This window comes from Sphaerisporangium sp. NPDC051017 (assembly GCF_040683095.1).
Lineage (GTDB): Bacteria > Actinomycetota > Actinomycetes > Streptosporangiales > Streptosporangiaceae > Sphaerisporangium.
Genome location: NZ_JBFBCI010000092.1, coordinates 1 through 23,764, shown reverse-complemented (window position 1 = coordinate 23,764; position 23,764 = coordinate 1). Strand labels below are relative to the sequence as shown.

Genomic DNA, 23,764 nt, shown 5'->3' with positions numbered 1-23,764 from the left:
GGTTCGCCTACTGGTCGGTCAACCGCGACCGCGCCGGCGGCGCCGGTGTCCCGTCGGGTGAGTGGGAGTTCACCCGCATCACCGCCGGCTTCTGACCGCCTCGGGAGGGGTCGGGCATCGTCCATCTCCTCCCCCGCCCCGCCGAAGGTCGGCGCACTTCGTCGCCTACGGCCGACCCCGTCCAGACGGAAGGCGTACCCTTTTCGTCAGACTTGGTCAGAGTGTCATCACCACGCCGGCCACGCCACCACATCCCGGTGACGTGGCCGGCGCGCGTGATCCGGCCGCGGCCCACGGCCCCGGAAAGGAACGCGAGGAAGCATGTCCAGCCCCGAGCGCCGGACGGTGCGCGACCTCCGGCGCGGAAACCGGGCGGTGCTACTGCGCAATCTGTACTTCGCGGGCCCGGCCAGCCGCTAGGAGCTCAACCACCTCACCGGCCTGAGCGCCGCCTCCGGTCAGCAACGACCCCCGGCCCGTGCCCGGGCACCGGGCGCCGTGGGGCAGCATGGAGGGGTGATCGATGGGATGAGCGCGCTGGCGGACATGCTGGCCGCGGGCGGCGTTGTCGTGCTGAGCGGGGCGGGCCTGTCCACGGAGTCGGGCATCCCCGACTACCGGGGGCCGATCGGGGCGTTGGTCCGGCACACCCCCATGACCTACCAGACCTTCACCGGGGACGCCGCGGCGCGGCGGCGCTACTGGGCGCGCAGCCACGTCGGCTGGCGGACGATCGCCCGGGCCGCGCCGAACGCCGGGCACCGCGCGGTCGCCGGCCTCCAGGAGCGGGGCCTCGTCAGCGGCATCATCACCCAGAACGTCGACGGCCTGCACCAGGCCGGCGGCGCGCGCGGGGTGGTCGAGCTGCACGGCAGCCTGGACCAGGTGGTCTGCCTGGGCTGCGGCGACCTCAGCTCCCGCGAGGAGCTGCACCACCGCCTGGGCCGGGCCAATCCCCTGTTCGCCGCCCAGGCGAACGCGGTGAACCCCGACGGCGACGTCGACCTGTCCGACGAGGAGGCCGGAAGGTTCAGCACGGTCGGCTGCCGCGCCTGCGACGACGGCGTCCTGAAGCCCGATGTCGTCTTCTTCGGCGAGACCGTCCCGCCGGACCGGGTGGGCGCGTGCTACGCCATGGTCGAGAAGGCGCGCGTCCTGCTGGTGCTCGGGTCGTCGCTGACGGTGATGTCGGGCCGCCGGTTCGTCCTGCGGGCCGCGAAGCTGGGCATCCCGGTGGCGATCGTCAACCAGGGCCCGACCCGCGGGGACGACTACGCGACGCTGACCGTGGACGCCCGGCTGGGCGAGGTGCTGCCCGAGACCGTGCGCCTCATCGATGCGCGGACCGCCCGCTCTCCCCTTCCGGTGTCCGCGCCCTCCGCGTAACCTGCCGGGCCCGCCCGGACCCCCGTATCCGCCGCGGATCCTTCCCGGCTTCCTGCCTAGTCCCCGTGAGGACCGGCGCCCGTCGTGTGACGCGCACTTGACACGCACCTGAGGATCTTGTTCCACTGATCCGGTTCGCCGCGAAGCGGAACCGAACCGCGAGAGGTGCCCGATGGGAGACGGGGAGGCCGGGCCCCGCGAGCCCGCGGATCCGGCCGGATCCGCGCCGTCCCTGTGGCGGAACCGGAACTTCCGCCGGTTCCTCGCGGTCCAGACGTTGTCCGCGCTCGGTGATTCGTTCTCCTACGTGGCGATCCCGCTGCTCGTGCTGCGGGCGACCGGGTCGGTCGTCCAGATGGGGGTCGTCACGGGCCTGGTGGGCGTCGCCTCGATCGTCACCGGGCTGTTCGCCGGGTACCTGGCCGACCGGGTGAACCGCAAGGCGCTGCTGATCGCCTGCGATGTGGCGCGGTGCGTCCTGTACGGGGTGATCCCCGTGGTGTGGCTGGTGTCGCCGCAGGTGTGGCTGCTGTACGCCGTCGTCCCTCTGGCGAGCGCCTTCGCGATGCAGTTCCAGGTCACGTACGTGACCATCGTGCCCGCCCTGGTTCCGGCCGCCCAGATCACCCGGGCCAACGGCCATCTGTACGCGGCGTACTCGGTGGCGGGCGTCGCGGGCCCGACGCTGGCGGGTGTCGTCTCGGGCTTGGCCGGGCCGGCCGCGGCCATCGCGATCGACGCGGCGAGCTTCGCCCTCTCGGCGGCCGGCCTCCTGCTGGTCCGGCCGCGCCCCGCCGCGCCCGCGCCCGCGCCCGCCGCCGAGCCTCCGGCGTCCCGGCGCCGCGCCGTGACCAGGGACTTCATGGCCGGGGCGGGGTTCCTCTGGCGTCACCCGGTGCTGCGGCGGCTGACGATCCTGCTGACCCTGATCATCTTCATCACGTTCGGCCTGACCGACCTGATCATCTACTACCTCAAGCACGACCTCGGCAGGCCCGACAGCACCGTCGGGTACGTCCTCGCCGCCGCCACCGCGGGTTCGCTGCTCGCGGCCACCGCCGTCGCCCCCCTGCGCGAAAGGCTCGGCTTCGGGGCCTGCTGGATCGGCGCCTGGGCGCTGTGCGGCGTGACCATCGCGCTGCTCGGGGCGTCCCCTGGCGTCCTGGCCGTCGGCGTGCTGGCCACGGCGTGCCTCCTGTGCACGGGCGTGGCCGGGATCAGCTCGATGTCGCTGCGCCAGGAGGTCACGCCGGGGCACCTGCTCGGCCGCGTCACCTCCGCGTTCTGGACGATCCACAACACGCTCGGCCCCGTGGGCGCCGCCGTCCTGACCGCCGCGGCCTCCCGCTACGGCGTCGCGCCCGTCTTCCTGCTCGCCGGTCTCGCCTGCACGCTGATCGCCCTGTCGGCCACGCTGACGCCGATCCGCCGGGCGCGGCCGGAGCGCCTGGAGGGCGAGCCCGCCTGATCGTCGGCGCCGCCATGCCGCTGAAGTAGCCGGCTCGGGCCCCACGGTGGAGTCCAAGGGCTGACACGCTGTACAACGCGTACCTCGACTGGGCGGGCGCGACCTGCACCATCACCCCGTCCTGACGTCACGCGCGCTCCGGCAAGGCCACGTGACGAACCGATGGCGGGCGGCTACGCGCTCACCAGGGTGACCGCGGAGCCGCCTGCGACGTCGGTAATAGTCATGTGAATGGGGAATCGTCTGGCTAATTCCGTATCGGCGGGAATTTGAGGGTGTAACTCCGCGTACGGATGCGTGGGTTCGGCCCTTTTCCCGGTCAGCGTCCTTCATTTGCCTTATCGAGGAATCGCCCGCGTATCGCGCACGTCGTAGGCGGGTATTCCTCGTACGCGTTGACATCGTCGACATGCGCCGCGTAATTCATGAGTCGCGCATGTAACGTGATTTGAGGCAAACTGTGACCATCCCCAGCAGAACGACAGATCCGCGCCGTGCGGCGGGGTGGAAGACGCACGCCGCGCGCCCGGCGGCCGGCGGCTCACGCGCCGGCCAGATCATCGGACCGGCGTTCGTGGCCGCGATCGCCTACGTCGACCCCGGGAACGTCGCCACCAACCTCACCGCGGGAGCGACCTCCGGGTACCTGCTCGTGTGGGTGGTGGTGGCGGCCAGCCTCGTGGCGATGCTCGTCCAGTTCCAGGCCGCCAAGCTCGGCATGGCCACCGGCAAGAGCCTGCCCCGGCTGTGCCGCGAGCGGTTCCCGCGCTGGGGCGGCCGGTTGCTGTGGCTCCAGGCCGAGGTGGTGGTGCTCGCCACCGACCTGGCGGAGTTCGTCGGCGCGGCGATCGGGATGCGCCTGCTTTTCGGCGTGCCCATCGCCCTGTCCGCCGTGCTGACCGCGCTGGTGTCCCTGCTGCTGCTCGAACTGCGGCGGCGGGGCCGCACGCGCCCGTTCGAGCTCATGAGCGCCGCCGCGCTGCTGCTCGTGGGCGCGGGCGTCGGGTACGACATCCTGGTGACCGGGCACCAGTCGGCGTCCGGGCTGGCGGCGGGGCTCGTCCCCGCGCTGCACGGACAGTCCACGCTGGTCCTGGCCATGGGCATCGTCGGCGCCACGGTCATGCCCCACGCGGTCTACCTGCACTCGGCGCTGGCCCCAGGGCACGGAACCTCGGCCGACATCGCCTGGCGGCAGCCCGCGCTCATCCGCCGGGCGCTGCGCCTGGACTGCGCGCTCGCGCTCGGGATCGCCACCGTCGTCAACATCTCCATGGTCGCGCTAGGGGCGGGCCTCGGCTCGGCGACGGGCGGCGCCTGGGCCGGCGACCTGCTGGAGGCGCACGCGGAACTGGCGAGCCGGATCGGCGGCGGGGCCGCCCTGGCGTTCGCCGTCGCCCTGCTCTCCTCGGGGGTGTCCTCCGCCGGGGTCGGCACGCTCGCCGGAGACGTGGTCATGCACGGGTTCCTCGGCAGGCGGGTGCCGGTCCACCTGCGGCGGCTCGTCACGATGATCCCGGCCGTGGCCGCCCTGCTGCTCGGCGTCTCGCTGACCGGCCTGCTCATCGTCAGCCAGGTGATCATCTCGCTGGGGGTGCCGGTCGCGCTGTTCCTGCTGGTGCTGTTCTGCCGCGACCGGTCGGTGATGGGGCCGCTCGTCAACGCCCCGATCACCACCCGCGTCGCGGGCGCCGCCGGAGCCGTCGTCGCCCTCCTCGGCTGCGCCCTGCCGTTCACCGTGCTGCTTTGAATGCTGCTCTGAATCGATTCCCGAACGCGGTGGAGTTCGCACCGGCCCGCCGTGAGCATCAGACCCGTCGTACGCATCAGAAAGGAAAATGCCCATGGACCGTTCGGCATACCAGGCGATTCCCCACCCGCAGCGCGACGGAAAGGGCGGCGTCGACACCGGGCCGAGAAACATAGAGCTGGACCTCCAGAATCCCGACCTGCTCACCCCGCCGGAGACCGACCACGGCACGGTGCCCAACATGAAATTCCCCTTCTCCATGGCGCACACCCGTATCGAGGAGGGCGGCTGGACGCGGGAGGTGACCGCCCGGGAGCTGCCGGTCGCCACCACGCTGGCCGGGGTGGACATGCACCTCAACCCCGGCGCCTACCGCGAGCTGCACTGGCACAAGGAGGCGGAGTGGGCCTACGTCCTGGAGGGAAGCTGCCGCATCGGCGCGGTCGACCAGGAGGGACGCAACTTCCTGGACGACGTGCGCCAGGGCGACCTCTGGTTCTTCCCCAAAGGGATCCCCCACTACATCCAGGCGCTGGAGGAGGGCGTGGAGTTCCTGCTGGTCTTCGACGACGGCAACTTCTCGGAGAACTCGACCTTCATGCTCAGCGACTTCTTCGCGCACACGCCGAAGAGCGTCCTCGCCAAGAACTTCGGCTGGCGGCCCGAGCAACTGGAGAACCTGCCGGAGAAGGAGAAGTACATCTTCCCGGGCCGGGTCCCTCCCCCGCTGGAGTCCGACCAGATCGTCAGTCCCACGGGCGACGTGCCGCGCACGTTCAAGCACCGGATGCAGGCCCAGGAGCCCCTGCGCTTCGACGGCGGCACCGTCCGCATCGCCGACTCCACGAACTTCACCGCGTCCACCACGATCTCGGCCGCGCTGGTGGAGCTGGAGCCCGGCGGCCTGCGGGAGCTGCACTGGCATCCCACCAACGACGAGTGGCAGTACTACATCTCCGGCTTCGGACGCATGGGGGTGTTCGCGAGCTCCGGGCTGGCCCGCACATTCGACTTCCACGCGGGCGACGTCGGATACGTGCCGTTCGCCTACGGCCACTACATCGAGAACCTCGGCAACGAGCCCTTGGTGTTCCTGGAGATGTTCCGCGACCCGCGTTTCGAGGACGTCTCGGCGATGCAGTGGATGGCCAACCTCCCGCCGCAGGTCAGCGCGGACACGCTCAACATGCCCCGCGAGTGGATCGAGGCGCTGCCCAAGAGCAAGCACAGCCTCGTCCGCTGACGGCACCCGGCCGCCTCGTGGACGGCGCCCGCCGATACGCCAGGATGGTCCCCGTCCGATCATCACACCACGAGACGAGGCTGGAAAACATGACGGCGAGCGACCTTCCCGGCGACCCGTTCCACCGGCGGCTCCACCACATCGCCCCCGCGGGCCTCACCTCCGAGACCACGCAGACCGGCGGCATGCGCCGGCGCGCGGCCATCAGCGGAGCGAGCGTGGGCGCGCACCGGCTGTGGATGGGACAGACGCACGTCGCGCCCGCGACCGTCTCGGCCAACCACCACCACGGCGACTCCGAGACGGCGATCTACGTGGTCAGCGGCACCCCGTCGTTCGTGTTCCTCGACGTGGAGGGCGACGAGCCGCGCGAGGTGCGCGTCGACACCAAACCCGGGGACTACATCTTCGTGCCGCCCTTCGTCCCGCACCGCGAGGAGAACCCGGACCCGGAGGTCGAGGCGGTGGTGGTGATCGCCCGTAGCACCCAGGAGGCGATCGTCGTCAACCTCGACGCGCTGCGCTGGACCTGACGGCTCGCTCCCGGCCTCGATCGGCTCCACGCACGGCCGCGTGCGCCGGTCAGGGCCGGTGCGCGGGCCCAGTGCCCTGGTTTCCGTTTTGAGGAACTGTGCGGCTATTCGCCGGACATTTCTGGATATAGCCGGATATAAGACACCAGGCCATTCCGGCTTTCGAGGGTGTCCGGAAATGGACACCGCGGGCCCTCGGGCCGGATATTGACGGCCCCCAGAGGCCGCATTATCTTTCTTTTAAGAAACTTTCCTATCTGAAAAAGCGCTGGTCTGCAGCGCAGACCTCGCCGCCGCGGCCCCTGAGCTCCACGGCGGAGGACACACACGACACCGCCGACACCCCCGGGAGTCACGCATGAACGTGAGAAGATGGGCCGCCACCGCCTGCGCCACCGTCCTGGCGACCGCCGGACTGGTGACCGCGACCACGTCGGGCGCCTACGCCGCGCCGACCGGCTGCAGCTACCAGCTCAACACCGCGGAGCGCTGGGCCAGCAGCTACTGCTCCAGCGGCACCGGCGAACACCGCATCTGGGTGCTGGAGAGGCACTTCCTGCCCGAGGTCGGATACATCCCTGTCTACGGCCCGTGGGTGCCCGCCGGTGAGACCTCTTTCACCCGCATCCCCCCGCACACGATCGTCGACATCCGGGTCGAGACGCGCTGACGCGGCGTTTCCCCGCGCACTCCTCGGCGGTCCCCGGAACCTGCGGCCGCGTTCGTCAAAGGCGGGCGCGGCCGTACGGCGTGCGGCGCGGCCAGAGCAGGGCCGTGCCGCACGTGCGCCGAACCTGTGGACCCCGATCAGCCGGTCGTCGTGCTCGCCGGCACCACGCGGCGGTGGTCCTGCACCACTACCGCCTCGCCCGCCACTGACCGCGTCCGGCGTCCGGCTGCAGCCACGTCCCGTCAGCGGCCCGGCCCGGCGCGCCAGTGCGCCGGGCGGGTGAACGACGGCGGCAGCCTGGTGACGTCGTCGCCCTTGGCCGCGTCGAGCTGGGCCTGGGTGAGGAAGAAGGCCCCGGTGAGGTCGGCTCCCCGAAGGTCCGCGCCGCGCAGGTCGGCGCCGAGCAGGTCCACCGACCGCAGGTCCGCGCCCCTGAGGTCTGCGCCGATCAGGTAGGCCCCGCGCAGGCTCGCCCCGCGCAGGCCGGCCTTCGCCAGGCGGGCCCCGATGAGGTCGGCTCCCCTGCGGTCCGCCTTCGGGGTTCCGGCGCGGACCAGCTCGCTCGCCCGCGCCAGCAGATCACCGGCCTCACGCCGGCGCGCCCCCACGTCCAGCCGCACGAGGGCGCCGGGGTCGCCGAGGGTGAGCCGCTCGACCGCGGCCAGCGCGGCGCGGATCTCGTCGTGAAGGGGACGGGCCCGGGGCAGCGACAGCGCCTCGTTCAGGTACCACAGCAGCTCGTGAAGTTGCCGCATGACCGGGAAGACCTCGAACATGCGCTTGGCGCCGCTCGGGTCGCCCCGCCAGTCCCACCCGCCGAAGGTGATCTGGGAGACCTTCTGGCCCGCGCCGAAGCAGTCGTACACCGTGCAGCCGGTGAAGCCCCGCTGCCGCAGGCGCGCGTGGATGCCGCAGCGGAAACCGGCGGCCAGGTTGGGGCAGGGCCGCCCGGCCTCCTTGTCGATCGCGAAGTCCGCCGAGGCGGAGAAGGGCAGCGCGACGCAGCACAGGGCGAAGCAGCTCCCGCAGTCGGCACGCAGATCGGGACGCTCCGATACCGCTTGCGCCTCTTTCACCGGCGTCCCCGGGGACGTCCCGCCGGACGGCTTCTCCGACACCCCTTCGTTCTCCTCTCACGCGGCACCCGCGACGGCGCGGCACTTCGAAGGGTAAGGGCGCACCCGGGCCACCGGCGACACGACCGCGTCCAGGTGAACGACTGACGAAGAACACCTGAGCTTTCCCCTCCGGCTTCCTGACCGGAACCCCGGCGGGCGACGATCGGACCGTCCGCAATTCAGGACGAGGTGGACGAGGAACGAATGCGGCCGGCTCGGGTAGGCCCCCAAGGGGGCCGGACACCGAGATCGGGACACCACCGGTGGCCCGGCGGGGGCGCGCGGCGCCGTGACGAGCGGAGAAGGCGGAGATGAGCCCGAACATGAGCGCGGAGACGAACAGAGAGCGGATCGTCGTCGGAATGGACCACCGGTCGGAGTCCCGTGTCGCCCTTGGCTGGGCCGCCGCGGAGGCGCACCGGCGTGGGGCGGATCTGGTGGTCGTCCACGCCTCGGACACGCTGAGCCCCGCGCCGTACGCGCCGGTCTCCCGGCGGGCCGAGGCCGAGCGTCGCCGCCTGAGCGAGCGCGCGGCGCTGGACCGGGCGATCGCGGTCGTCGAGGACGAGTACCCGGACCTCTCCGTCCGCCGGTACACGAGCCTGGAAAGCCCGGTCAAGGACCTGCTGCGCCATACCGAGGCCGCCGACCTGCTCGTCCTCGGGTCGTCGGCCCCCGGCGGAGCCGAGGCGCACCTCGGCCCGCTACTGCTCGCCTGCCTGCGCCACGCCCGCTGCCCGGTCGTCGTGGTGAACGGCGGCACGACCGCCCCGCCCCGGCGCACGCTTTCCGCCGCCCGCGGCTGAGGTCCCCTCCCCTGTGCACACGCGGCGACGCGAGGAACCCGGATCGGTCGTCCGGCGAGCAGCCACCTGTGGCGCGGCGGTCGTGGGCCGCCGCACCACAGGTGCGGTGTTCCGGGTGTCCCGAGGTCGGCTCGGGCTGCACGTCGACCGGTTCCAGTTGCCGTTGCCCTGGATCGTCACGCCCCGGTTGTCGCCGTTGCCGTTGGGCTTGGCGGACAGCACCCGCCTGGATTCCGGCACGTCGCGCGTGGTCAGCGGGGTTTGAAGACCAGGGCAAGCGAGCGCAGCGCGAGGACGAAGCCGACCAGCAGCAGCGCGCCTCCGGCGACGGCGAGGAGCCGGATGTCCGGGGTGATCATGGGGCCGACGTCGGCCGTGATCAGCATGATGGCGCCCAGCGTGGCGGCCGCGGCCAGGACCGCGATGACGATCTGCTGCACGAGCCCGTTGAGGAAGTGCCGGTCTCCGTCGTGTGCCAGTGGCCGGACGTTGATCGAGAGCCTGCCCTGCTCCAGGTCCTCGACGATGTGGTTGAGCCGTCGCGGCAGCCGCTGGATGATCGGCAGGTATCCGGCGAGCCGTTCCTCCAGCCACGCCCGGACCGCGCCCGGCTCGACGGCCTCGCGCATCAGAGCCCTGCCCTGCTCTCTGGCCGCGGCCACGACGTCGATGTCCGGGCTGATCAGCGCGAGCGTGCCGTCGAGCCCGGCCAGCGCGCGGAACGCGGCCGCGATCTGCGGCGGCACCGCGAAGCCGTAGGCGGTCACGAGCCTGAACAGCTCGGCGAACATCCCGCTCGGCCCGCCGCGCCCGAACCCGGTGCGGTAGCGGGCCATGAGGTGGCCGATCCGCCGTTCCAGCTCCCGTTCGGCGAGCCCCTCCGGGCGGTCGAGCAGCTCGATCAGCGCGTCGGTCGCGGCGATGGCGTCGTCCCCGTCGATGGCCAGCAGCAGCATGCCGAGCGCGGACCTGGTGGGGGTGTCCAGGCGGCCCACGGAGCCGAAGTCGAGCAGGCCGAGCTCGCCGTCCTCGCCCACCAGCACGTTGCCGGGATGAAGGTCGGCGTGGAAGATCCCGGTGCGCACCAGTTGCCGTAGCACCTCGCCGAGCAGCCGGTGGGCGATCCGCTCGCGCCGTTCGGCGGTGAAACCGGCCAGCAGCGGCCCGGCGGCGCCGACTGGGGTGCCCGGCAGCCGGGTCATGACCAGCAGCGTGCCGCTGGACAGCTCCTCGTGGATCTCGGGTACGGCGATGCCCTCGATCGTGGCCGCGACGCTGCGCAGGTTGTCCTGCTCGACGGTGTAGTCGAGCTCCTCGTCCAGCGCGGCGGCGAAACCCTTGGCCAGCTCGAACACGCACAGCGAGCGCCCCCAGGGCGTGCCGCGCTCGAGACGGCGCGCGAGCCTGAGGATGATCTCGACGTCCGCGGTGACCTGCGTGCGCGCCCGGGGCCGCTGCACCTTCAGCACGACCTCCGCGCCGTCGAGCAGCCGGGCCGCGTGCACCTGGGCGACCGAGGCGGCGGCCAGCGGCTCGGGGTCGACCTCGGCGAACACCTCGTCCAGCGGCCTGCCCACGGCCTTCTCCGCGGCGGCCTTGATGTCCTGCCACGGCTCGGGCTCGGCCCTGGTCTGCAGTGCGGCGAGCTGGTCGGCGAACTCGGCGGGGATCAGGTCGCGCCGGGTGGACAGCATCTGCCCGAGCTTGACGAACGTCACTCCGCCCTCGTTGAGCGCGGCACGGAGCGAACGGGCGATCTTGGCCGTGCCGTGGTAGGGGTCGGTGCGCCTGCGGCCGCGCAGGTACCCGCCCAGGCCGTGCCGTACGGCGATCTTCATGATCTGCGCGTAGCGCCTGGCGCGGCGGCGGCGCGCCTTCCAGCCGGTCAGCAGGTCGAGCGGCGAGGGGAGCGTGCCGGTGGGCGCGAGCACCTCGAGGACGACCAGCACGACCAGGCCGAGGACGAACACCCAGGCCGTCACCAGCCCGATCAGGATGAAGGCGGCCGACAGCGAGACGGTGAAACGGCCGCCGGTGACGATGCCGGCCATCTCGGCGAAGGAGGTTACGGCCGAGCCGATGGAGAACGTGACGAACAGGCCGACCAGGATGGTGCGCGGCCAGCCGACGGGGACGCCGAGTACGCGCCTGGCCACGACGGCGGCCAGGCAGGCGTTCAGGAGCAGCGTGAGCGGGGTGAAGAGGTCGACGGCCATGGTCAGGGGTTCTCGTCCTCGTCCTCGCGTGGCGACGGGGAACCGGGGATCGCCCGCGTGGTGCGGGTGAGGCCGGGAAGCCGGTCGTCTCGTGGCATGCGGGCAGCATAATGCTTCCGCAAGACATGTACCCCATGGCGTGACCTGGGGGGACCTGCCCGAGATCACCATGTTCACGCGCCCCACGCCCTCCGGGCGCGATCGGCTTGGCCAGCCATATTTACCGACTCGGCAATGTCATGGCAATCTATTGCCAAACCCTGATGGAACTCCACCGCCATATTCTCCCGGACGGATTAGTCACAGTGGGGAAATTCCGAGATTACGGCGACGGCCGCCCGTTGCAGGCGCAATTAATTCGTCATCACCGGCGCGCGAAAACGCGCGCCGTGCCCGCGTCCGAAAGGACGTAATCGGCTACGCGTTCACAGTGAAATCCGCAGCATGATATCCCCGACCGTTTCGACCACCCTCGCCATAGAGTACCTGCCCGTCCTGGAAATGTCTCAGATCGATCAATTCGCACGGCTCGGCTTTCTGGTCCTCCCGGAATTCCTACCCGGCGATCTCGTCGCCCGGCTGAAGCCCGAGACCGACAGATGGGTGGACGACGGGTTGCGGGCCCTGCCGATCGCCTGCGCCGTCGAGCCCGAGACGTACGGACGCACGCCGGTCATGGAGCTGGAAATGCGGGCCCACGGCGAACTGGTCGGCCATCCGCCGCTCATGGTGGCTGATGGCGCTGGATCGCCTGGCGCGACCGGCAGAACGGCTGACGACGTCCGCGCGTGTGCGGCACCCGGTCATGGTCCGTGCCTGCGGACAGTGACCGCGGCCACGCCGGGTGTGCCGCGGCGACACCGTGGGGAAACGCCCTGACCTGGCGTTCGATGGCGGATGCCGCCGGAGGGGTAGGGGATCGGACAAGGGATTCGCCGGTCCTGCCCAGTACCGGCGCCGGACGAGCCGGTCGTTCACCTCGGAATCGCGCACGATATATCGGTCATTTGAATACGCCGATTCCGGTCATCCCGATGTCCCCATACCGGCGTCCCCGGCGGCCGGCCGATCGGCCTCTATTCACACAAGCGTCATGAGCGTCACTATCCGCGACCCCTGGCCGCCATTCCGGCCGGGCCAGTCGATGTCCCCCGGCCCACCGGGAATCGCCGCGGACGCGAGGGCGCCGGGAGCGGTAACGGGCAGGCGGGAACGGACGGCACGCACGTCGACACCGCGGGGTGGGCGTATGGCGGCACGACGCGGATGACAAGGGACGGGCATGGCTACTCCAGGTGGGAACATTGTCACTCCGAACGGAGACGGAGCGCCCAAGTTCGCGGCTCGCTCTTGGGCATCCGGCAATTGGGGGAACGCCATAAGGGTGGGTCTGCCCCCGGCCGGTGAACGCGGTTTCTCCATGCACCCCAAACATGGCAAGACGTCGAGGCCCATTTCACCTACACCACGTTTACCGAGCCGATCATGACGGTAGTGGATTATTTCAAGTAAGGCAATAACAAGAAAATAGCCAAGCGAAAGCTAGGGGGCCTATGCGGACGGCGGGGCGGCCAGGACGGCATATGCGGAGGTCGCGGCCGGATCGGGGAGGCCGGCGGGGCCACTCACGCTGAGGGCAGACCCCTGATCACCGTGCGCGTCACCCCAGATTTGCCACGCTGTCAAATCCTTGGCACGGGCTGTACCATATTCCCAGCCGGTCCCTCCGCTGGGGGCCGCTCGTGCATCCCTTCGATCGCTTCCGAGGCCACTCGCATGGTTGAACAGCCCTCCTTTGGGAGACGCCTCAAGGCCATGCGCCTTGAGCGAGGACTCTCCCAGGCCGCCCTCGCCGGTTCCGGCATGTCGACCGGCTACCTGTCCCGGCTGGAATCCGGCACCCGCCCCCCGACACCCCAGGTCATCGCCTACCTGGCCGAGCGCCTGGGGGTCAGCGCGGCCGACTTCGAGGAGTCGCAGGGCAGGTCCACCTCGCTCGCGCGGGCTCTCGCCAACGCGGCCTCGGCCCCGGCCGACGAGGCGATCGCCGAACTGGCCGATGCCCTGAAGGCGACTCCGCAGGAAGACCACGCGCTCCGCTGGCAGGCCCTGCTGATGCTGGCCGATTTCGAACGGCGCCGGAGCGACCACGACGCGGAGCTGCGGCTCCTCAAGGATCTCGTCCAGCTCAGCGGCCAGGTGGACCAGCCCGAGCTGGAACTGCGCGCCCGGACCCGGCTCGCCCGCTGCCTGCGCGTCCTCGGGCGGCTCGAAGAGTCCATGCGATACGCCGCCGAGGCCCTCCAGATAGCCGAGGAGCGCCACCTCTCCCCCGCCGACACCGGCGCGGCACTGCTCGCCATGGTCTCGGCGTCGGCGGAGGCGGGCCGGCTGCCCGAGGCCCAAGAGTACGCCGACCGTGTTTGCCGACTGTTGCCGGACCTTCCCGGCACGATGCCCGTCGAGGCCTTGTGGGCCGCCTCCACGGTCCGCGTGCGCCGGGGGGACGGCGCCGCGGCGCTCGACTATCTCCAGCAGGCCATCAACGCCCTGGACAGCGGGACGGACGTGGTGCTCTGGTTCCGCCTCCGGCTGGCCGCCGCGTCGCTGTCGCTGCAGCTGACCCCGCCCGAGGTGGCGCACGCGCGCAAGCTGCTCAAGGAGGCCGAGGCCGCCGTGGACATCATCGGGATCGAGCTACACCGTCTCGAACTGCTGGTCGTCCAGGCCCATCTGGCGTTCCAGGAAGGACAGATGGCCGAGGTCCGGGAACTGTGCGACCGGCTGGAGGGGCATGACGAGCAGTTGTCGTTCCGGGACCGCAGCAGGCTGCAGATGCTGCGCAACCAGCTGCTCATCGTGGAAGGCCACACCGACGAGGGGCTGCGCAATCTTCAGGAGCTCGCGCTGAACGCCCGCAAGGCGCTCAATCTCGACCTCGCCGCCGAGATCTGGCGCACGGCCTCCGAGGCGCTCACACGTCTCCACGAGACCAAGCACGACTGACGCGCCGGTCATCGGGGGCCGCCGCCGATTCGAAGACGCCGTGACGGCACGGTGCCGGTGCCGTGGGGCGCTCGCGAGGGCCGGGCTCTTACCAGCCTCCGCAGGAAGCCGCTGCAGCAGCACGCTGGTGGCGACGAAACCGATGGGCAGCAGGCCGAGCAGCACATTGAGCAGCACGTTGAGCAGGGCCCCGGCCGGCACGCCGGGGGGCACATGGCGCAGGGGCCGTGCGACGGACAGCCGGCGCGCGGAGCGCCGCCGTGCCTCGCCGGCGAGTCGGATCACGAGTGGCCCCTGTCGCGGGCCCGGTCACAACGGCTCACGGTGAACATGACACATTCGGTCACAGGGTGCATCCCCTTGAAGGATCGCGACCGTGCCCAGGAGCGGCCTCGCGCTCACCAGGCCGGCGCGCCATGAACGCCCGGCTTTCGACGGCGTCGCTCCCATCCGCTCGATTCGCGACAAGACGCACCAATCTTGCCATTCATGGAAACATTTTGGCAAGGTCGCTTACGAGCGAAGCAAGCCGCCTTCGCCCGCGGAGCCGGCCCGCCCCGCGGACCGGCCGCGGTCGCCGTATGGCCTCAGGCGCGGGGCGCGGCTCTCAGGCGCCGGACAGGGAAAGGCGGTAGCGGAGCTTGGTGATGAGGAAGCCGTCGTCGCGGCTTTCCTCCCGGCCGCCGTCCTCGCTCCAGCCCTGGCGGCGGTAGAAGTTCCGCGCCCGGCCGTTGCCCTCCAGCACCCACAGGGTGGACTCGGCGTAGCCGGCCGAGGCCAGAGCGCCGAGCACCTCCGTCATGAGGGCCTTGCCGACCCCGGTGCCCCACACCGCGGGCAGGGTGTAGAGGGACCCCAGCATGCCGACCCGCGCCGGATCGTCGTCCGCGTCGTCCGTGGCGTAGTAGCGCGCGTAGCCGACGACCTGGGCATCGTCCTCCGCCACGAGGATGCCCGACGAGGGCCGCACCGGCCCGGCCAGGCACTCCTCCCACGTCGCGCGGAACGCCGCGACGTCGAGGCTCGCCAGATAGTCGTCCGGCATCAGCCCGGCGAAGGCCGCCTTCCAGGAGGCATCCTGGACCGCGGCGAGGGTGGCGGCGTCGCGGGGAACCGCCCGCCGGACTCGTGGCGACAAGTGTTCACTCCGCTGGGTCGGGTCTGGGTCCGTACCACGAACCTTAACAAACCGCCGCGGGCCTTATGCCAGTCGCCCGGCCCGCGCCGGCACCGCATCCCGTCCCGCCTTGCCGACCGGGACCCCGGCCACTGGCAACGCGCTTTCGCGAATGACACATCGCGAGGCAATATGTTGACATGATTTCTAGTCCCGGACGGCCACGTCTCCTTCGTGAACTCAACAACCGCGCCGCACTGGAACTGCTGGGCAGCAAGGGGCCCCTGACCCGTGCGCGGATCAGCGAGTCGACCGGATTGTCCAAGGTCGCCACGGGGCAGATCCTGTCGCGGCTGGAAGAGCGCGGGCTCGTCGTCAAGACCGGCACACAGGACGGCGGGCGCGGCCCGAGCGCGGTCGTGTACGGGCTCAACCCGTCCAGCGCGTACGTCGTGGGCGTCGAGGTCGGCATGGGGACGACGACCGCCGTCCTCGCGGATGTCACCGGCCGCCGGCTGGCGAAGGTCTCCCGCGCGACCGACGCCGAGGTGGAACCGGTCGCGGCGATCCGAAGCGTCCTGAAGGACCTCACGCGGGCCTCAAGGGTCGGCCTGTCGCGGGTGAGCGCGTGCGTGATCGGCATATCGGCCGTCGTCGACCCCCGGACGGGCGACGTCCGCTTCTGCTACGACATGCCGGCCTGGCGCGCGGGCGTGGCGGGAGCCCTCCGGCACGACCTGGGGATACCCGTGGCCCTCGACAACGACGTCAACCTCGCGGCCGTCGCCGAACGCGTGCGTGGCGCCGCGAGGGACACGCGGAGCTTCGCCCTGGTGTGGATCGGACGGGGGCCCGGTTCGGCGATCATGCTCGGGGATCGGCTTCTGCGCGGCGCCGCGGGCAACGCCGGGGAGATCGGCTGGATGCCCGTCCCGGGCGCGCCCGTGGCCGGCGGCGCCCTGGACCACGACCGCTGCGGCGTCAACGCCGCCTTCCAGAGCCTCGTCGGCCGGCATGCGGTCCTGGCGCTGGCCGCGGCCCACGGCATCGCGGAAGGGTCCGTCAGGGACGTCGTCGCGGCCGCCGCCGGGAGCGCGGAGGGCGGCGCGTTCCTCGACGAGCTCGCCGGCCGCATCGCCCTGGGCGTGGCCTCGATCTGCGCCGTGCTCGATCCCGAGCTCGTCGTCCTGGGCGGCGACGCGGGAACGGCCGGAGGTCGCGACCTCGCCCGCCGCGTCCAGCGGGCGGTCTCCGCCATGTACCTGGCGGAGCCCTGCGTGGTGGCGAGCGAAGTGCCCCGCGATCCCGTGCTGCAGGGAGCCGTCCACATGGCGATGAGGCAGGCGCGCGAGCTCGTCTTCTCCCGCGGCTCCGACTAGCCGCCGGCCCGGCGGCGCTCGGTGACCCACTCCACCAGCGAGTTTGCCAGTAGTCTGGAAACACTTGCCAATCAGTTTCCACAAATGGCAATCTTGATGCGTCCGCATATGGAGGCACAGGAGTAGTCACATGATGCGTACGTCACAGGGATACCTGCATCGAGCCGCCTCGGATGTTCCGTACTTCAGCACCGACGGTGAAACGTACCTCGCGGGGACGCCGCTGAAGGACATCCGGAAATCCCGGCCCCTTCGCGTGCTGTCCGAACAGGACTTCGCCTTCTGGCAGACGTACGGCTACGTCACGGTGAGGGAGGCCATCCCCGCCGAGGCGGCCAAGCGCCTGCTGGACTTCGCCTGGGAGTTCCAGGGGCTCGATCCGTCCCGGCCGGAGAGCTGGTACGCGGACCGGAAGTTCCGCTCGGACCTGGACCAGGAGCTGTACATCTACGGTTTCGTCGAGGCGTATCACCACCCGCTCATCTGGGAGGGCCGCCAGTCCCGGCGCGTCTACGACGCCTTCGTCGACGTGTGGGACTGCGAAGAGCTGTGGGTGAGCCTCGACCGGCTCAACCTCAACCCGCCGAACATCGGGAACAGGGACCGGGCGCTGATCACCCCCACGGACAGGGGGTTCGACATCGAACTCCACTGGGACGTGGACTCCACGCTCAGCGTGCCGCCCCAGCGGGTGCAGGGCCTCATCGCCCTGACCGACACCCGGCCCGACCTGGGGGGTTTCCAGTGCACGCCCGAGCTCTTCCGCCGGTTCGACGAGTGGAAGCTCGGCCAACCGGCCGACCGGGACCCGCTGAGGCCGGCCGCCGACCCCGCCGAGTTCCCCGTCGTCCGGCCCGAGCTCAGGGCGGGCGACCTGCTGATCTGGAACGGCATGCTGGCGCACGGGGTGGCGCCCAACCGTTCCCGGCGCGGTGTCAGGGCGGTCCAGTACCTCAGCATGATGCCCGCGCTGGAATCGCACGACGAGCTGAGGAATTCGCGGATCGAATCCTGGCGCCACCTCAGCACACCGAGCTGGAACGGGACGCTTCTCGGCGACGCGACCAGGCACGAGTCCCTCAGGTACGCCACCGCCCCGCTGAACGGGCTCGGCGAGAGGCTGCTCGGGCTGACGTCCTGGAACCAGGACGCCGAACACTGGACGGGAGAGCCGGAATGCGCAAGATCTGCCTGACTCTGCCGACCAAAAGGGAATGCGCCGCCACGATCTCGGCCGTGAGCCGGGAAGCCGCGCACGCGGCCCGGCACTTCGACGTCGAAGTGCACCTGCTGATCCTGGACTCCTCCGGCCACCGCGCGTTCGGCGAGCACGCCCGTGCCGCCGGGGACGCGCGCGGGACGCCGAACGTGGTCGTCCACCACCTCGGCGAGGCCGGGCAACGGGCCTTCTTACGGGAAGTGATCCACCGGGCCGGCGTCGTGAAGCCCGACCTGATGCTCGACCTCATGCTTCCCGCCGGGGTCTCCTACGGCGCCTGCACCAACAGGGCCTTCCTGATCGCGAGCGCGCTCGCGTGCGAATCGGTCCACCGCCGGGATTCCGACAGTCGCTACCAGGACTGGAACGGCCGGCCCGTCTTTCCCATCCACCACGAGCTCATGTCGCTCGGGAAACGCGCGAGCGACGCGGCGGGCGGCGTGTCGGAGACCGCGCTCGGCCCGGGCCAGGAGGACCGGCCGGTGGTGCTGGCGGGGAGCTCCTTCATCGGCGAGCTGTCCGTGGACATCGGCGAGATCGCCGGGGCCGACCCCGGGATCTACCACGACATCGTCGGCCTCTGGGCCCCGATGGACTGGCCGGGCGACGAGAAGCGCCGCCTGGCCGGCGAATCGTTCAAGGGGGCAGGCGACGATCCCTTCACCGGCGACCATTCGATCCTGGGCCCGGTCGACCCGATGCGCGTCGACATGTGCAACATCGGCTTTCACCGGGTGCACGAGCGCGTCCCGTTGCCCCCCGCCACCGACACCATCGGCAGCGACTACTTCCTCATCCACCTGGTCCACGACGCGGGGTTGCCGGGCGTCCTGCACAACCGCAACATCGTGAACTTCTACACGGGTGAGCGAAGGACGGCCGCCGGCTTCATGGCGTACCAGCTCCGGTTCGCGAAGTTCCTCCTCTCGATGGCCTACCTGAACTTCGTCTATCGCAGGATGGCGGAGGCCGGGGCGTCGCTGCTGGACGAGCGGAACGACGTCCGCGCGTCCCGCGTCGCCGAACTCGTGCGCGAGAGCACCACGCTCGGCACCGCGGAGAACGAGGAGCGGCTCGACGTCCTCGACCGCTCCTACCGGAGATTGGGAGGCAGGTACGCCGCGGTCGCGGACACGCTGGCGCGACGACGCGGACGGCTCCTGGACGAGGCCCGCCAGGACATGGAGGACTTCGCCCTCCTGATCGAATCCTGGGAGGGCCTGGTGCGGGCGAGCAGGTCCACGAGCGTCCGCCAGGCACGCGGCTAGCCGGAGACGAACGCCGACCATGTACATCACGAGTCGCCTGCACGCGGCCCTGACGGCCGCCACCGAAGACCAGCTCGTCTTCGACCTCGGCGGAATCGAAGACCGATACGAGTCCCTGCTTCGCGAGTTCCCCGGCATCTCGATCCGGTTCGCGATGAAGGCCTGCCCGGTGGGCGAGGTGCTCTCCTGCCTGGCGCGGAAGGGCGCCGGCTTCGACGCGGCGAGCCCCGGCGAAGTCGCGCAGGCCCTCAGGGCCGGCGCGCCGGCCGGCAGGATCCACTACGGCAACACCATCAAGTCCGACCGCAACATCGCCGAGGCGTACCGCCTGGGCGTCAGGGACTTCGCGACCGACAGCGTGGAGGACGTAAAGGCGATCGCGGCCCAGGCCCCCGGCGCCCGGGTCTTCTGCCGGCTGGCCACCGACGGCGACGGCGCGTTGTGGGGCCTGACCCGCAAGTTCGGCTGCTCCCCCGCCGAGGTCCCCCTCGTCCTGGAGACCGCGCGGGCGGAGGGCCTGACACCGTCGGGCATCTCGCTTCACGTCGGCTCCCAGCAGATGACGGCCCGAGCGTGGGCCGGCGCCTTCGACCGGATGGCCGGGGTGATGAAGGCCCTCGACGCCCGGGGGATCCAGATCGACCACGTCAACCTCGGCGGAGGGCTGCCCGCGCTCGGCTATCTCGACCTGTGCGGCAGACCCCTGGCCCCTCCCCTGACAACGATGTTCGCCGTGATCCGCCAGGGCATGCGGCGGCTCGGCGCGATCTCGCGGGCCCGCCTGGACTTCCTCATGGAGCCGGGCCGCCACCTGGTCGCCGACCACGGCGCCGTGCGGGCCCACGTGTCGCGGCTGTCCACACGTCGTATGCCCTCCGGCGAACGCCAGCACTGGCTGTACCTCAGCTGCGGCAAGTTCAACGGCCTGTACGAGACGGACGCGCTGCAGTACCCGCTGGTCTTTCCCTCGCATCTCGGCGGGGAGTACGTCCACGCCGTCGTCGCGGGCCCCACGTGCGACAGCGACGACGTCTTCAACCGGGGCCGCGGTCTGGTCCAGGTACCCAGGGACGTCGCGTCGGGCGACCCCGTCTGGATCCTCGCCTCCGGCGCCTATTCCGCCAGCTATACGACCCAGGGGTTCAACGGCTTCAGCCCGCTGCCCTGCACCTGGATCCATCGTGAGCCACAACACGTTCTTGGAGGGCGATCGAGATGAGCCACGACGTACGTGTACGGCAGATCTCCGACGGCGACTGGGACGGCATCGCGGCGTTGGAGGCCGACGTGTACACCGGCGCGGGACTGTCGGAGGGCCGGGCCGTGCTCGAGTCCCGGGCCGTCCCCTCACCGGGCACCTGCTTCCTGCTGGAGTGCGGGCGAAGGCCGGCGGGGTACGTGCTGGCGCTGCCCTATCCGATGTTCCGGTGCCCGGACCCGGCCCGGGAGGAGGAGCGCGCCTTCCGTTCTCGCAATCTGCACCTGCACGATCTCGTGATCGCCGAAGCGTTCCGCGGCAGAGGGCTGGCACGACGCCTCCTGCGCCACCTTCAGGCGGCGGCGAGAACGAAGACCTACGAGCGGATCTCCCTGGTCGCGGTCGCGGGCAGTGAACCCTTCTGGTCGGCCCACGGATACCGCCCCCATCCAGACGTCGGGCTCCCGGGCGGCTACGGCGCGCACGCCGTGTACATGTCGGCGGAGGTGGCCGCGGCATGAACACCCCGCCTCACATCGCGCCCGCGCCCGCTCGCGACCGGTTCCGCCGGACCCTGCTGGGCATCGCGGCCCTGTTCTGCGTCCTCGGCTTCCAGTACGCCACCTGGGCGGCGCGGCTTCCCGTCATCAAGGCGCGACTGGGCCTGACCGAGGCCGAGGTGGGCCTGCTGCTGATGGCCTGCGGCGTCGGGGCCGCGGTCTCCTTCCCCCTCGTCGCCGCCCTGGCCAGGCGGCTCGGATCCCGCCGCCTGGCGCTGTCGTCGGCGCTTTTCCTGGGCGCCCTGCTGCCCGCCCTGGCCGCGGCGCCGGACTATCCGATCGCCCTGATCATCATGTTCGCCGACGGCGTGGGCGTCGGATGCCTGAACGTCGCCATGAACGCGCAGGGAGCCGCCCTCGAGGCCGGCCACCAGCGGACCGCGATGGCCAGACTGCACGCGACCTTCAGCGCCGGCTCTCTGGGCGGCGCGCTCATCGCGTCGGGGATCACCGCGGTGACGCCGGGCGTGACGGCGCACTTCGGCGTGGCCGCCGTCCTCATCGTCCTGCTGGTCGCGTACGCGTGGCCGAGGTTGCTCACCGAGGAACGCCCCGGCGAGCGGCAGGACGAGCAGCCTCAGGCGAGGACCCGCCGCGGGGTGCCCATGCCCACGCGCGTGACGATATGGATGGGACTCGCCATGGTGTTCGGCACCGTGACCGAGGGCGCCGTCAACGACTGGTCCGCGCTCTACATGAAGGACACCTTCGACGCCTCGCCGCAGGTGGCGCCCCTGGGGATCGCGGTCGTCTCGGTGATGATGGTGCTGGCGCGCCTGTTCGCCGACGGCTGGCGCGCCCGGTGGGGGGACGGCCGGGTCGTCCGGGCCGGCAGTCTTCTGGCCGGCGCGGGGCTCGCGCTCGCCCTCCTGGCCGGCGGCCTGGTGCCGACTCTGATCGGCTTCGCCTGTGTCGGCCTCGGCATCGCGTCCGTGACGCCGTGCGTCTACGTGGCGGCGGCGCGCCAGGGCTCGGACGCCCTGGCCCTCGTCGCCGCCATGGGGACGACGGGACTGCTGGCGGGACCGCCGATCATCGGCTTCATCGCGAGCGCCACGGGCCTGGTGTGGGGCATGGCCGCGATCGCCGTCTCGGCCCTCCTCGTCCACCTGTGCGCCACGCGAATCCACTGGACGGCCGTGACCGGCGAACGGCTCCCCACGTAGGGACCGCGACCAAGGCATCGCCTTGAAAAGGTCGTGCAGGAGCCGAAGGCATCCGCGAAAAGGGCAGCGGCCGCGCACGGCGGAGGTCCTGGAGTGGATTCACTCCAGGACCTCGCTCGTGGCCTAGTCGATCAGCGCCGGCGGCCGGGTCATCGTGGGAGAAGCCGCCCCTGAGACGCCGGCCGCTTCGCGTGACGGCGCTCCGGCCCGCTCACAACGAGCCCGGCAGGGGCGATCACCACCAGAAGCCGGTCAACTCCCAGATGGGGAAGCCGAAGCCGAAGTCGAAGTCGTCGCCCCCGCCGCTCCACTTGCCGTGGCCGCCGCCCCAGTCACCCGCGCCGTGGCCGCCGCCGTCCCAGCCGCTCCACTTGCCGTGACCGCCGCCGCCCCACTTTCCGTGGCCGCCGCCCCAGTCACCCGACGCGCCGTGGCCGCCGTCCCAGCCGCCCCATTTGCCGTGCCCGCCGTCCCAATCGCCGCCGGTGGTGACCGTGGACGCGGTGGCGCTGGTGGCCGTTACGGCGCTCGCACCCGCGAGCCCGCCGGTGAGCGCGAGCGTGACGGCGAGCGTGACGGCGCATTTCTTGATGCCGGGCATTGCATTCCCCCTTGGCGTCGGGTCGCCGATTACGACGCTCATCACGCTGATTCGAGATAAGCGCACCCGGCGACTCGTTCAGAGCTTGCCCACCTGGGGTTTCTCCGACCATATGGCACGACAAACGGAGATAACGGCATCTTGGTAGCTATTTAGCATCTCATTATACGTTTTGATCCGATATTTCCCGGTTTGTCCGCCGATCTCGGGGCGATAGATCGCGACCTTCGTTGCCCTGCGTAAGCACCTGTCGCCATGGGTAGTGACACTGTGCCCGGCCGCGCGTGGCGGTCCACGTCGCGCGGAGAGGCCCGCCACGCGAGCGTTCGCCACCCCCCATCACGCCCAAAGGGGCCGGGGTCAAGCTGATGCTCTGCGGCCGGATCCTCGGCGCCCTCGCGGTGCGGGAGGCGGACGCGGCGAAGGCGGAGCCGCAACTCGCGACGAACCTGCTGTTCGCACTGGCCCGCCGCGGGCCGGTTCGGGCAGGAAGCGCGCGATCATGCACATGAGGACGCCCCCGAACAGGGCGAGGAACCAGAACGCGAACCGCCAACGCCGCGACACCGCCTTGGCGCACGCCCTAGTGCTGTGGCTCCGTCCACGGCCGGAGCTTGTCGGGGTTGCGTACCGCCCAGATGTGCTTGATCCGGTCGCCTACGACGCCGAACGCCATCACCATCACGGTGACGCCGTCTTGCTGCGCCACCAGACCGGGCTGACCGTTCACCGTACGCTCCAGGATCGTCAGCTCGGGCGCTCTGCCGGCGATGTCGACGGCGTGGCGCGCGATCTGCTCGCCGCCTTCGATCGGGTGAAGCAGGGCGCTGACCAGGCCGCCGCTGTCGGCGATCGCCGTGGCGTCGGGGGCGAGGAGGCCGATGAGGGCGTTGATGTCCTTGGCCTCCCACGCCTGCCTGAAGTTCCTGACGATGCTCGCCTGCCGGGCCGCCGGAGTCGTGGACGCCTGCGACGCGCTGACGCGACGGCGGGCCGAGGAGGCGAGCCGGCGGCAGGCCGCCGGGGTACGTCCGACGATCTCGGCCACCTCGGCGAAGGG

The 23,764-nt window shown here is 71.0% G+C and carries 19 protein-coding genes and 1 pseudogene; 15 read left to right on the top strand and 5 right to left on the bottom strand.

The annotated features are described in order from the left end of the window. The first annotated feature begins 528 nt into the window (after nt 1-528). From AB0M95_RS38425 to AB0M95_RS38400, 6 genes are all read left to right on the top strand, one after another. Nucleotides 529-1,386, top strand: a complete 858-nt coding sequence (locus tag AB0M95_RS38425; protein WP_363775907.1) for an NAD-dependent protein deacetylase — start codon at nt 529-531, stop codon at nt 1,384-1,386. Between the two features lie 172 nt (nt 1,387-1,558). Next, the gene (locus AB0M95_RS38420; protein WP_363775901.1) at nt 1,559-2,854 is read left to right on the top strand and encodes an MFS transporter; all 1,296 of its coding nucleotides are present in this window, start codon (nt 1,559-1,561) and stop codon (nt 2,852-2,854) included. Nucleotides 2,855-3,314: 460 nt separating this feature from the next. Further along, nucleotides 3,315-4,604: an Nramp family divalent metal transporter gene (locus tag AB0M95_RS38415; RefSeq protein WP_363775898.1), complete on the top strand. Its 1,290-nt coding sequence runs from the start codon at nt 3,315-3,317 to the stop codon at nt 4,602-4,604. 94 nt (nt 4,605-4,698) lie between these two features. After that, nucleotides 4,699-5,847 carry an oxalate decarboxylase family bicupin gene (locus tag AB0M95_RS38410; RefSeq protein ID WP_363775895.1) on the top strand — a complete coding sequence of 383 codons (1,149 nt, stop codon included), beginning with the start codon at nt 4,699-4,701 and terminating at the stop codon, nt 5,845-5,847. 89 nt (nt 5,848-5,936) lie between these two features. Beyond that, nucleotides 5,937-6,380, top strand: a complete 444-nt coding sequence (locus AB0M95_RS38405; RefSeq protein ID WP_363775892.1) for a cupin domain-containing protein — start codon at nt 5,937-5,939, stop codon at nt 6,378-6,380. Between the two features lie 358 nt (nt 6,381-6,738). Further along, entirely contained in the window at nt 6,739-7,050 is a 312-nt protein-coding gene (locus AB0M95_RS38400; protein ID WP_358520898.1) for a hypothetical protein, read from the top strand. A gap of 242 nt (nt 7,051-7,292) precedes the next feature. Here AB0M95_RS38400 and AB0M95_RS38395 read toward each other — a convergent pair whose 3' ends face one another. Beyond that, the gene (locus AB0M95_RS38395; RefSeq protein WP_363775904.1) at nt 7,293-8,090 is read right to left on the bottom strand and encodes a pentapeptide repeat-containing protein; all 798 of its coding nucleotides are present in this window, start codon (nt 8,088-8,090) and stop codon (nt 7,293-7,295) included. Nucleotides 8,091-8,491: 401 nt separating this feature from the next. On the opposite strand from AB0M95_RS38395, the gene AB0M95_RS38390 reads away from it, so the two are divergent. After that, the gene (locus AB0M95_RS38390) at nt 8,492-8,974 is read left to right on the top strand and encodes a universal stress protein (RefSeq protein ID WP_363775889.1); all 483 of its coding nucleotides are present in this window, start codon (nt 8,492-8,494) and stop codon (nt 8,972-8,974) included. A 251-nt stretch (nt 8,975-9,225) separates the two neighbouring features. On the opposite strand, the gene AB0M95_RS38385 is transcribed toward AB0M95_RS38390, so the two are convergent. Continuing rightward, nucleotides 9,226-11,190: an AarF/UbiB family protein gene (locus AB0M95_RS38385; RefSeq protein ID WP_363775886.1), complete on the bottom strand. Its 1,965-nt coding sequence runs from the start codon at nt 11,188-11,190 to the stop codon at nt 9,226-9,228. Nucleotides 11,191-11,634: 444 nt separating this feature from the next. On the opposite strand from AB0M95_RS38385, the gene AB0M95_RS38380 reads away from it, so the two are divergent. Both AB0M95_RS38380 and AB0M95_RS38375 read left to right on the top strand, forming a co-directional pair. After that, the gene (locus AB0M95_RS38380; protein ID WP_363775883.1) at nt 11,635-12,069 is read left to right on the top strand and encodes a hypothetical protein; all 435 of its coding nucleotides are present in this window, start codon (nt 11,635-11,637) and stop codon (nt 12,067-12,069) included. Between the two features lie 897 nt (nt 12,070-12,966). Then, the gene (locus AB0M95_RS38375; RefSeq protein WP_363775880.1) at nt 12,967-14,196 is read left to right on the top strand and encodes a helix-turn-helix domain-containing protein; all 1,230 of its coding nucleotides are present in this window, start codon (nt 12,967-12,969) and stop codon (nt 14,194-14,196) included. Nucleotides 14,197-14,803: 607 nt separating this feature from the next. Here the strand turns inward: AB0M95_RS38375 and AB0M95_RS38370 are convergent. Then, nucleotides 14,804-15,334 carry a GNAT family N-acetyltransferase gene (locus AB0M95_RS38370; RefSeq protein ID WP_363775877.1) on the bottom strand — a complete coding sequence of 177 codons (531 nt, stop codon included), beginning with the start codon at nt 15,332-15,334 and terminating at the stop codon, nt 14,804-14,806. A 179-nt stretch (nt 15,335-15,513) separates the two neighbouring features. On the opposite strand from AB0M95_RS38370, the gene AB0M95_RS38365 reads away from it, so the two are divergent. From AB0M95_RS38365 to AB0M95_RS38340, 6 genes are all read left to right on the top strand, one after another. Next, on the top strand, nt 15,514-16,692 hold the full coding sequence (locus AB0M95_RS38365) for an ROK family transcriptional regulator (RefSeq protein WP_363775874.1): 1,179 nt from the start codon (nt 15,514-15,516) through the stop codon (nt 16,690-16,692). A gap of 130 nt (nt 16,693-16,822) precedes the next feature. Next, nucleotides 16,823-17,887 (top strand): phytanoyl-CoA dioxygenase family protein, encoded by a 1,065-nt coding sequence (locus AB0M95_RS38360; protein ID WP_363775871.1) that lies wholly within the window; start codon nt 16,823-16,825, stop codon nt 17,885-17,887. A 41-nt stretch (nt 17,888-17,928) separates the two neighbouring features. Further along, a complete protein-coding gene (locus AB0M95_RS38355) occupies nt 17,929-19,179 on the top strand; it encodes a DUF6271 family protein (protein WP_363775868.1) in 1,251 nt (416 codons plus the stop codon). A gap of 19 nt (nt 19,180-19,198) precedes the next feature. Beyond that, on the top strand, nt 19,199-20,398 hold the full coding sequence (locus AB0M95_RS38350) for a type III PLP-dependent enzyme (RefSeq protein WP_363775865.1): 1,200 nt from the start codon (nt 19,199-19,201) through the stop codon (nt 20,396-20,398). Further along, nucleotides 20,395-20,898, top strand: a complete 504-nt coding sequence (locus AB0M95_RS38345) for a GNAT family N-acetyltransferase (protein ID WP_363775862.1) — start codon at nt 20,395-20,397, stop codon at nt 20,896-20,898. Before AB0M95_RS38350 ends, AB0M95_RS38345 begins: the two co-directional genes overlap by 4 nt. Continuing rightward, nucleotides 20,895-22,103: an MFS transporter gene (locus AB0M95_RS38340; protein WP_363775859.1), complete on the top strand. Its 1,209-nt coding sequence runs from the start codon at nt 20,895-20,897 to the stop codon at nt 22,101-22,103. The genes AB0M95_RS38345 and AB0M95_RS38340 overlap by 4 nt, the downstream gene beginning before the upstream one ends. 235 nt (nt 22,104-22,338) lie before the next feature. Here the strand turns inward: AB0M95_RS38340 and AB0M95_RS38335 are convergent, their stop codons facing one another. Both AB0M95_RS38335 and AB0M95_RS38330 read right to left on the bottom strand, forming a co-directional pair. Beyond that, nucleotides 22,339-22,746 carry a hypothetical protein gene (locus tag AB0M95_RS38335; protein ID WP_363775856.1) on the bottom strand — a complete coding sequence of 136 codons (408 nt, stop codon included), beginning with the start codon at nt 22,744-22,746 and terminating at the stop codon, nt 22,339-22,341. Between the two features lie 541 nt (nt 22,747-23,287). Beyond that, nucleotides 23,288-23,764 (bottom strand): annotated as a pseudogene (locus AB0M95_RS38330) (RNA polymerase subunit sigma-24); the annotation flags it as partial.

Excerpts from the sequence above, each read along its gene's own strand:
- AB0M95_RS38390 (WP_363775889.1), top strand. The coding sequence starts at position 8,492 with ATGAGCGCGGAGACGAACAGAGAGCGGATCGTCGTCGGAATGGACCAC.
- AB0M95_RS38350 (WP_363775865.1), top strand. The coding sequence starts at position 19,199 with ATGTACATCACGAGTCGCCTGCACGCGGCCCTGACGGCCGCCACCGAA.
- AB0M95_RS38380 (WP_363775883.1), top strand. The coding sequence starts at position 11,635 with ATGATATCCCCGACCGTTTCGACCACCCTCGCCATAGAGTACCTGCCC.
- AB0M95_RS38400 (WP_358520898.1), top strand. The coding sequence starts at position 6,739 with ATGAACGTGAGAAGATGGGCCGCCACCGCCTGCGCCACCGTCCTGGCG.
- AB0M95_RS38425 (WP_363775907.1), top strand. The coding sequence starts at position 529 with ATGAGCGCGCTGGCGGACATGCTGGCCGCGGGCGGCGTTGTCGTGCTG.
- AB0M95_RS38345 (WP_363775862.1), top strand. The coding sequence starts at position 20,395 with ATGAGCCACGACGTACGTGTACGGCAGATCTCCGACGGCGACTGGGAC.
- AB0M95_RS38375 (WP_363775880.1), top strand. The coding sequence starts at position 12,967 with ATGGTTGAACAGCCCTCCTTTGGGAGACGCCTCAAGGCCATGCGCCTT.
- AB0M95_RS38405 (WP_363775892.1), top strand. The coding sequence starts at position 5,937 with ATGACGGCGAGCGACCTTCCCGGCGACCCGTTCCACCGGCGGCTCCAC.
- AB0M95_RS38420 (WP_363775901.1), top strand. The coding sequence starts at position 1,559 with ATGGGAGACGGGGAGGCCGGGCCCCGCGAGCCCGCGGATCCGGCCGGA.
- AB0M95_RS38340 (WP_363775859.1), top strand. The coding sequence starts at position 20,895 with ATGAACACCCCGCCTCACATCGCGCCCGCGCCCGCTCGCGACCGGTTC.
- AB0M95_RS38365 (WP_363775874.1), top strand. The coding sequence starts at position 15,514 with ATGATTTCTAGTCCCGGACGGCCACGTCTCCTTCGTGAACTCAACAAC.
- AB0M95_RS38410 (WP_363775895.1), top strand. The coding sequence starts at position 4,699 with ATGGACCGTTCGGCATACCAGGCGATTCCCCACCCGCAGCGCGACGGA.
- AB0M95_RS38335 (WP_363775856.1), bottom strand. The coding sequence starts at position 22,746 with ATGAGCGTCGTAATCGGCGACCCGACGCCAAGGGGGAATGCAATGCCC.
- AB0M95_RS38360 (WP_363775871.1), top strand. The coding sequence starts at position 16,823 with ATGATGCGTACGTCACAGGGATACCTGCATCGAGCCGCCTCGGATGTT.
- AB0M95_RS38385 (WP_363775886.1), bottom strand. The coding sequence starts at position 11,190 with ATGGCCGTCGACCTCTTCACCCCGCTCACGCTGCTCCTGAACGCCTGC.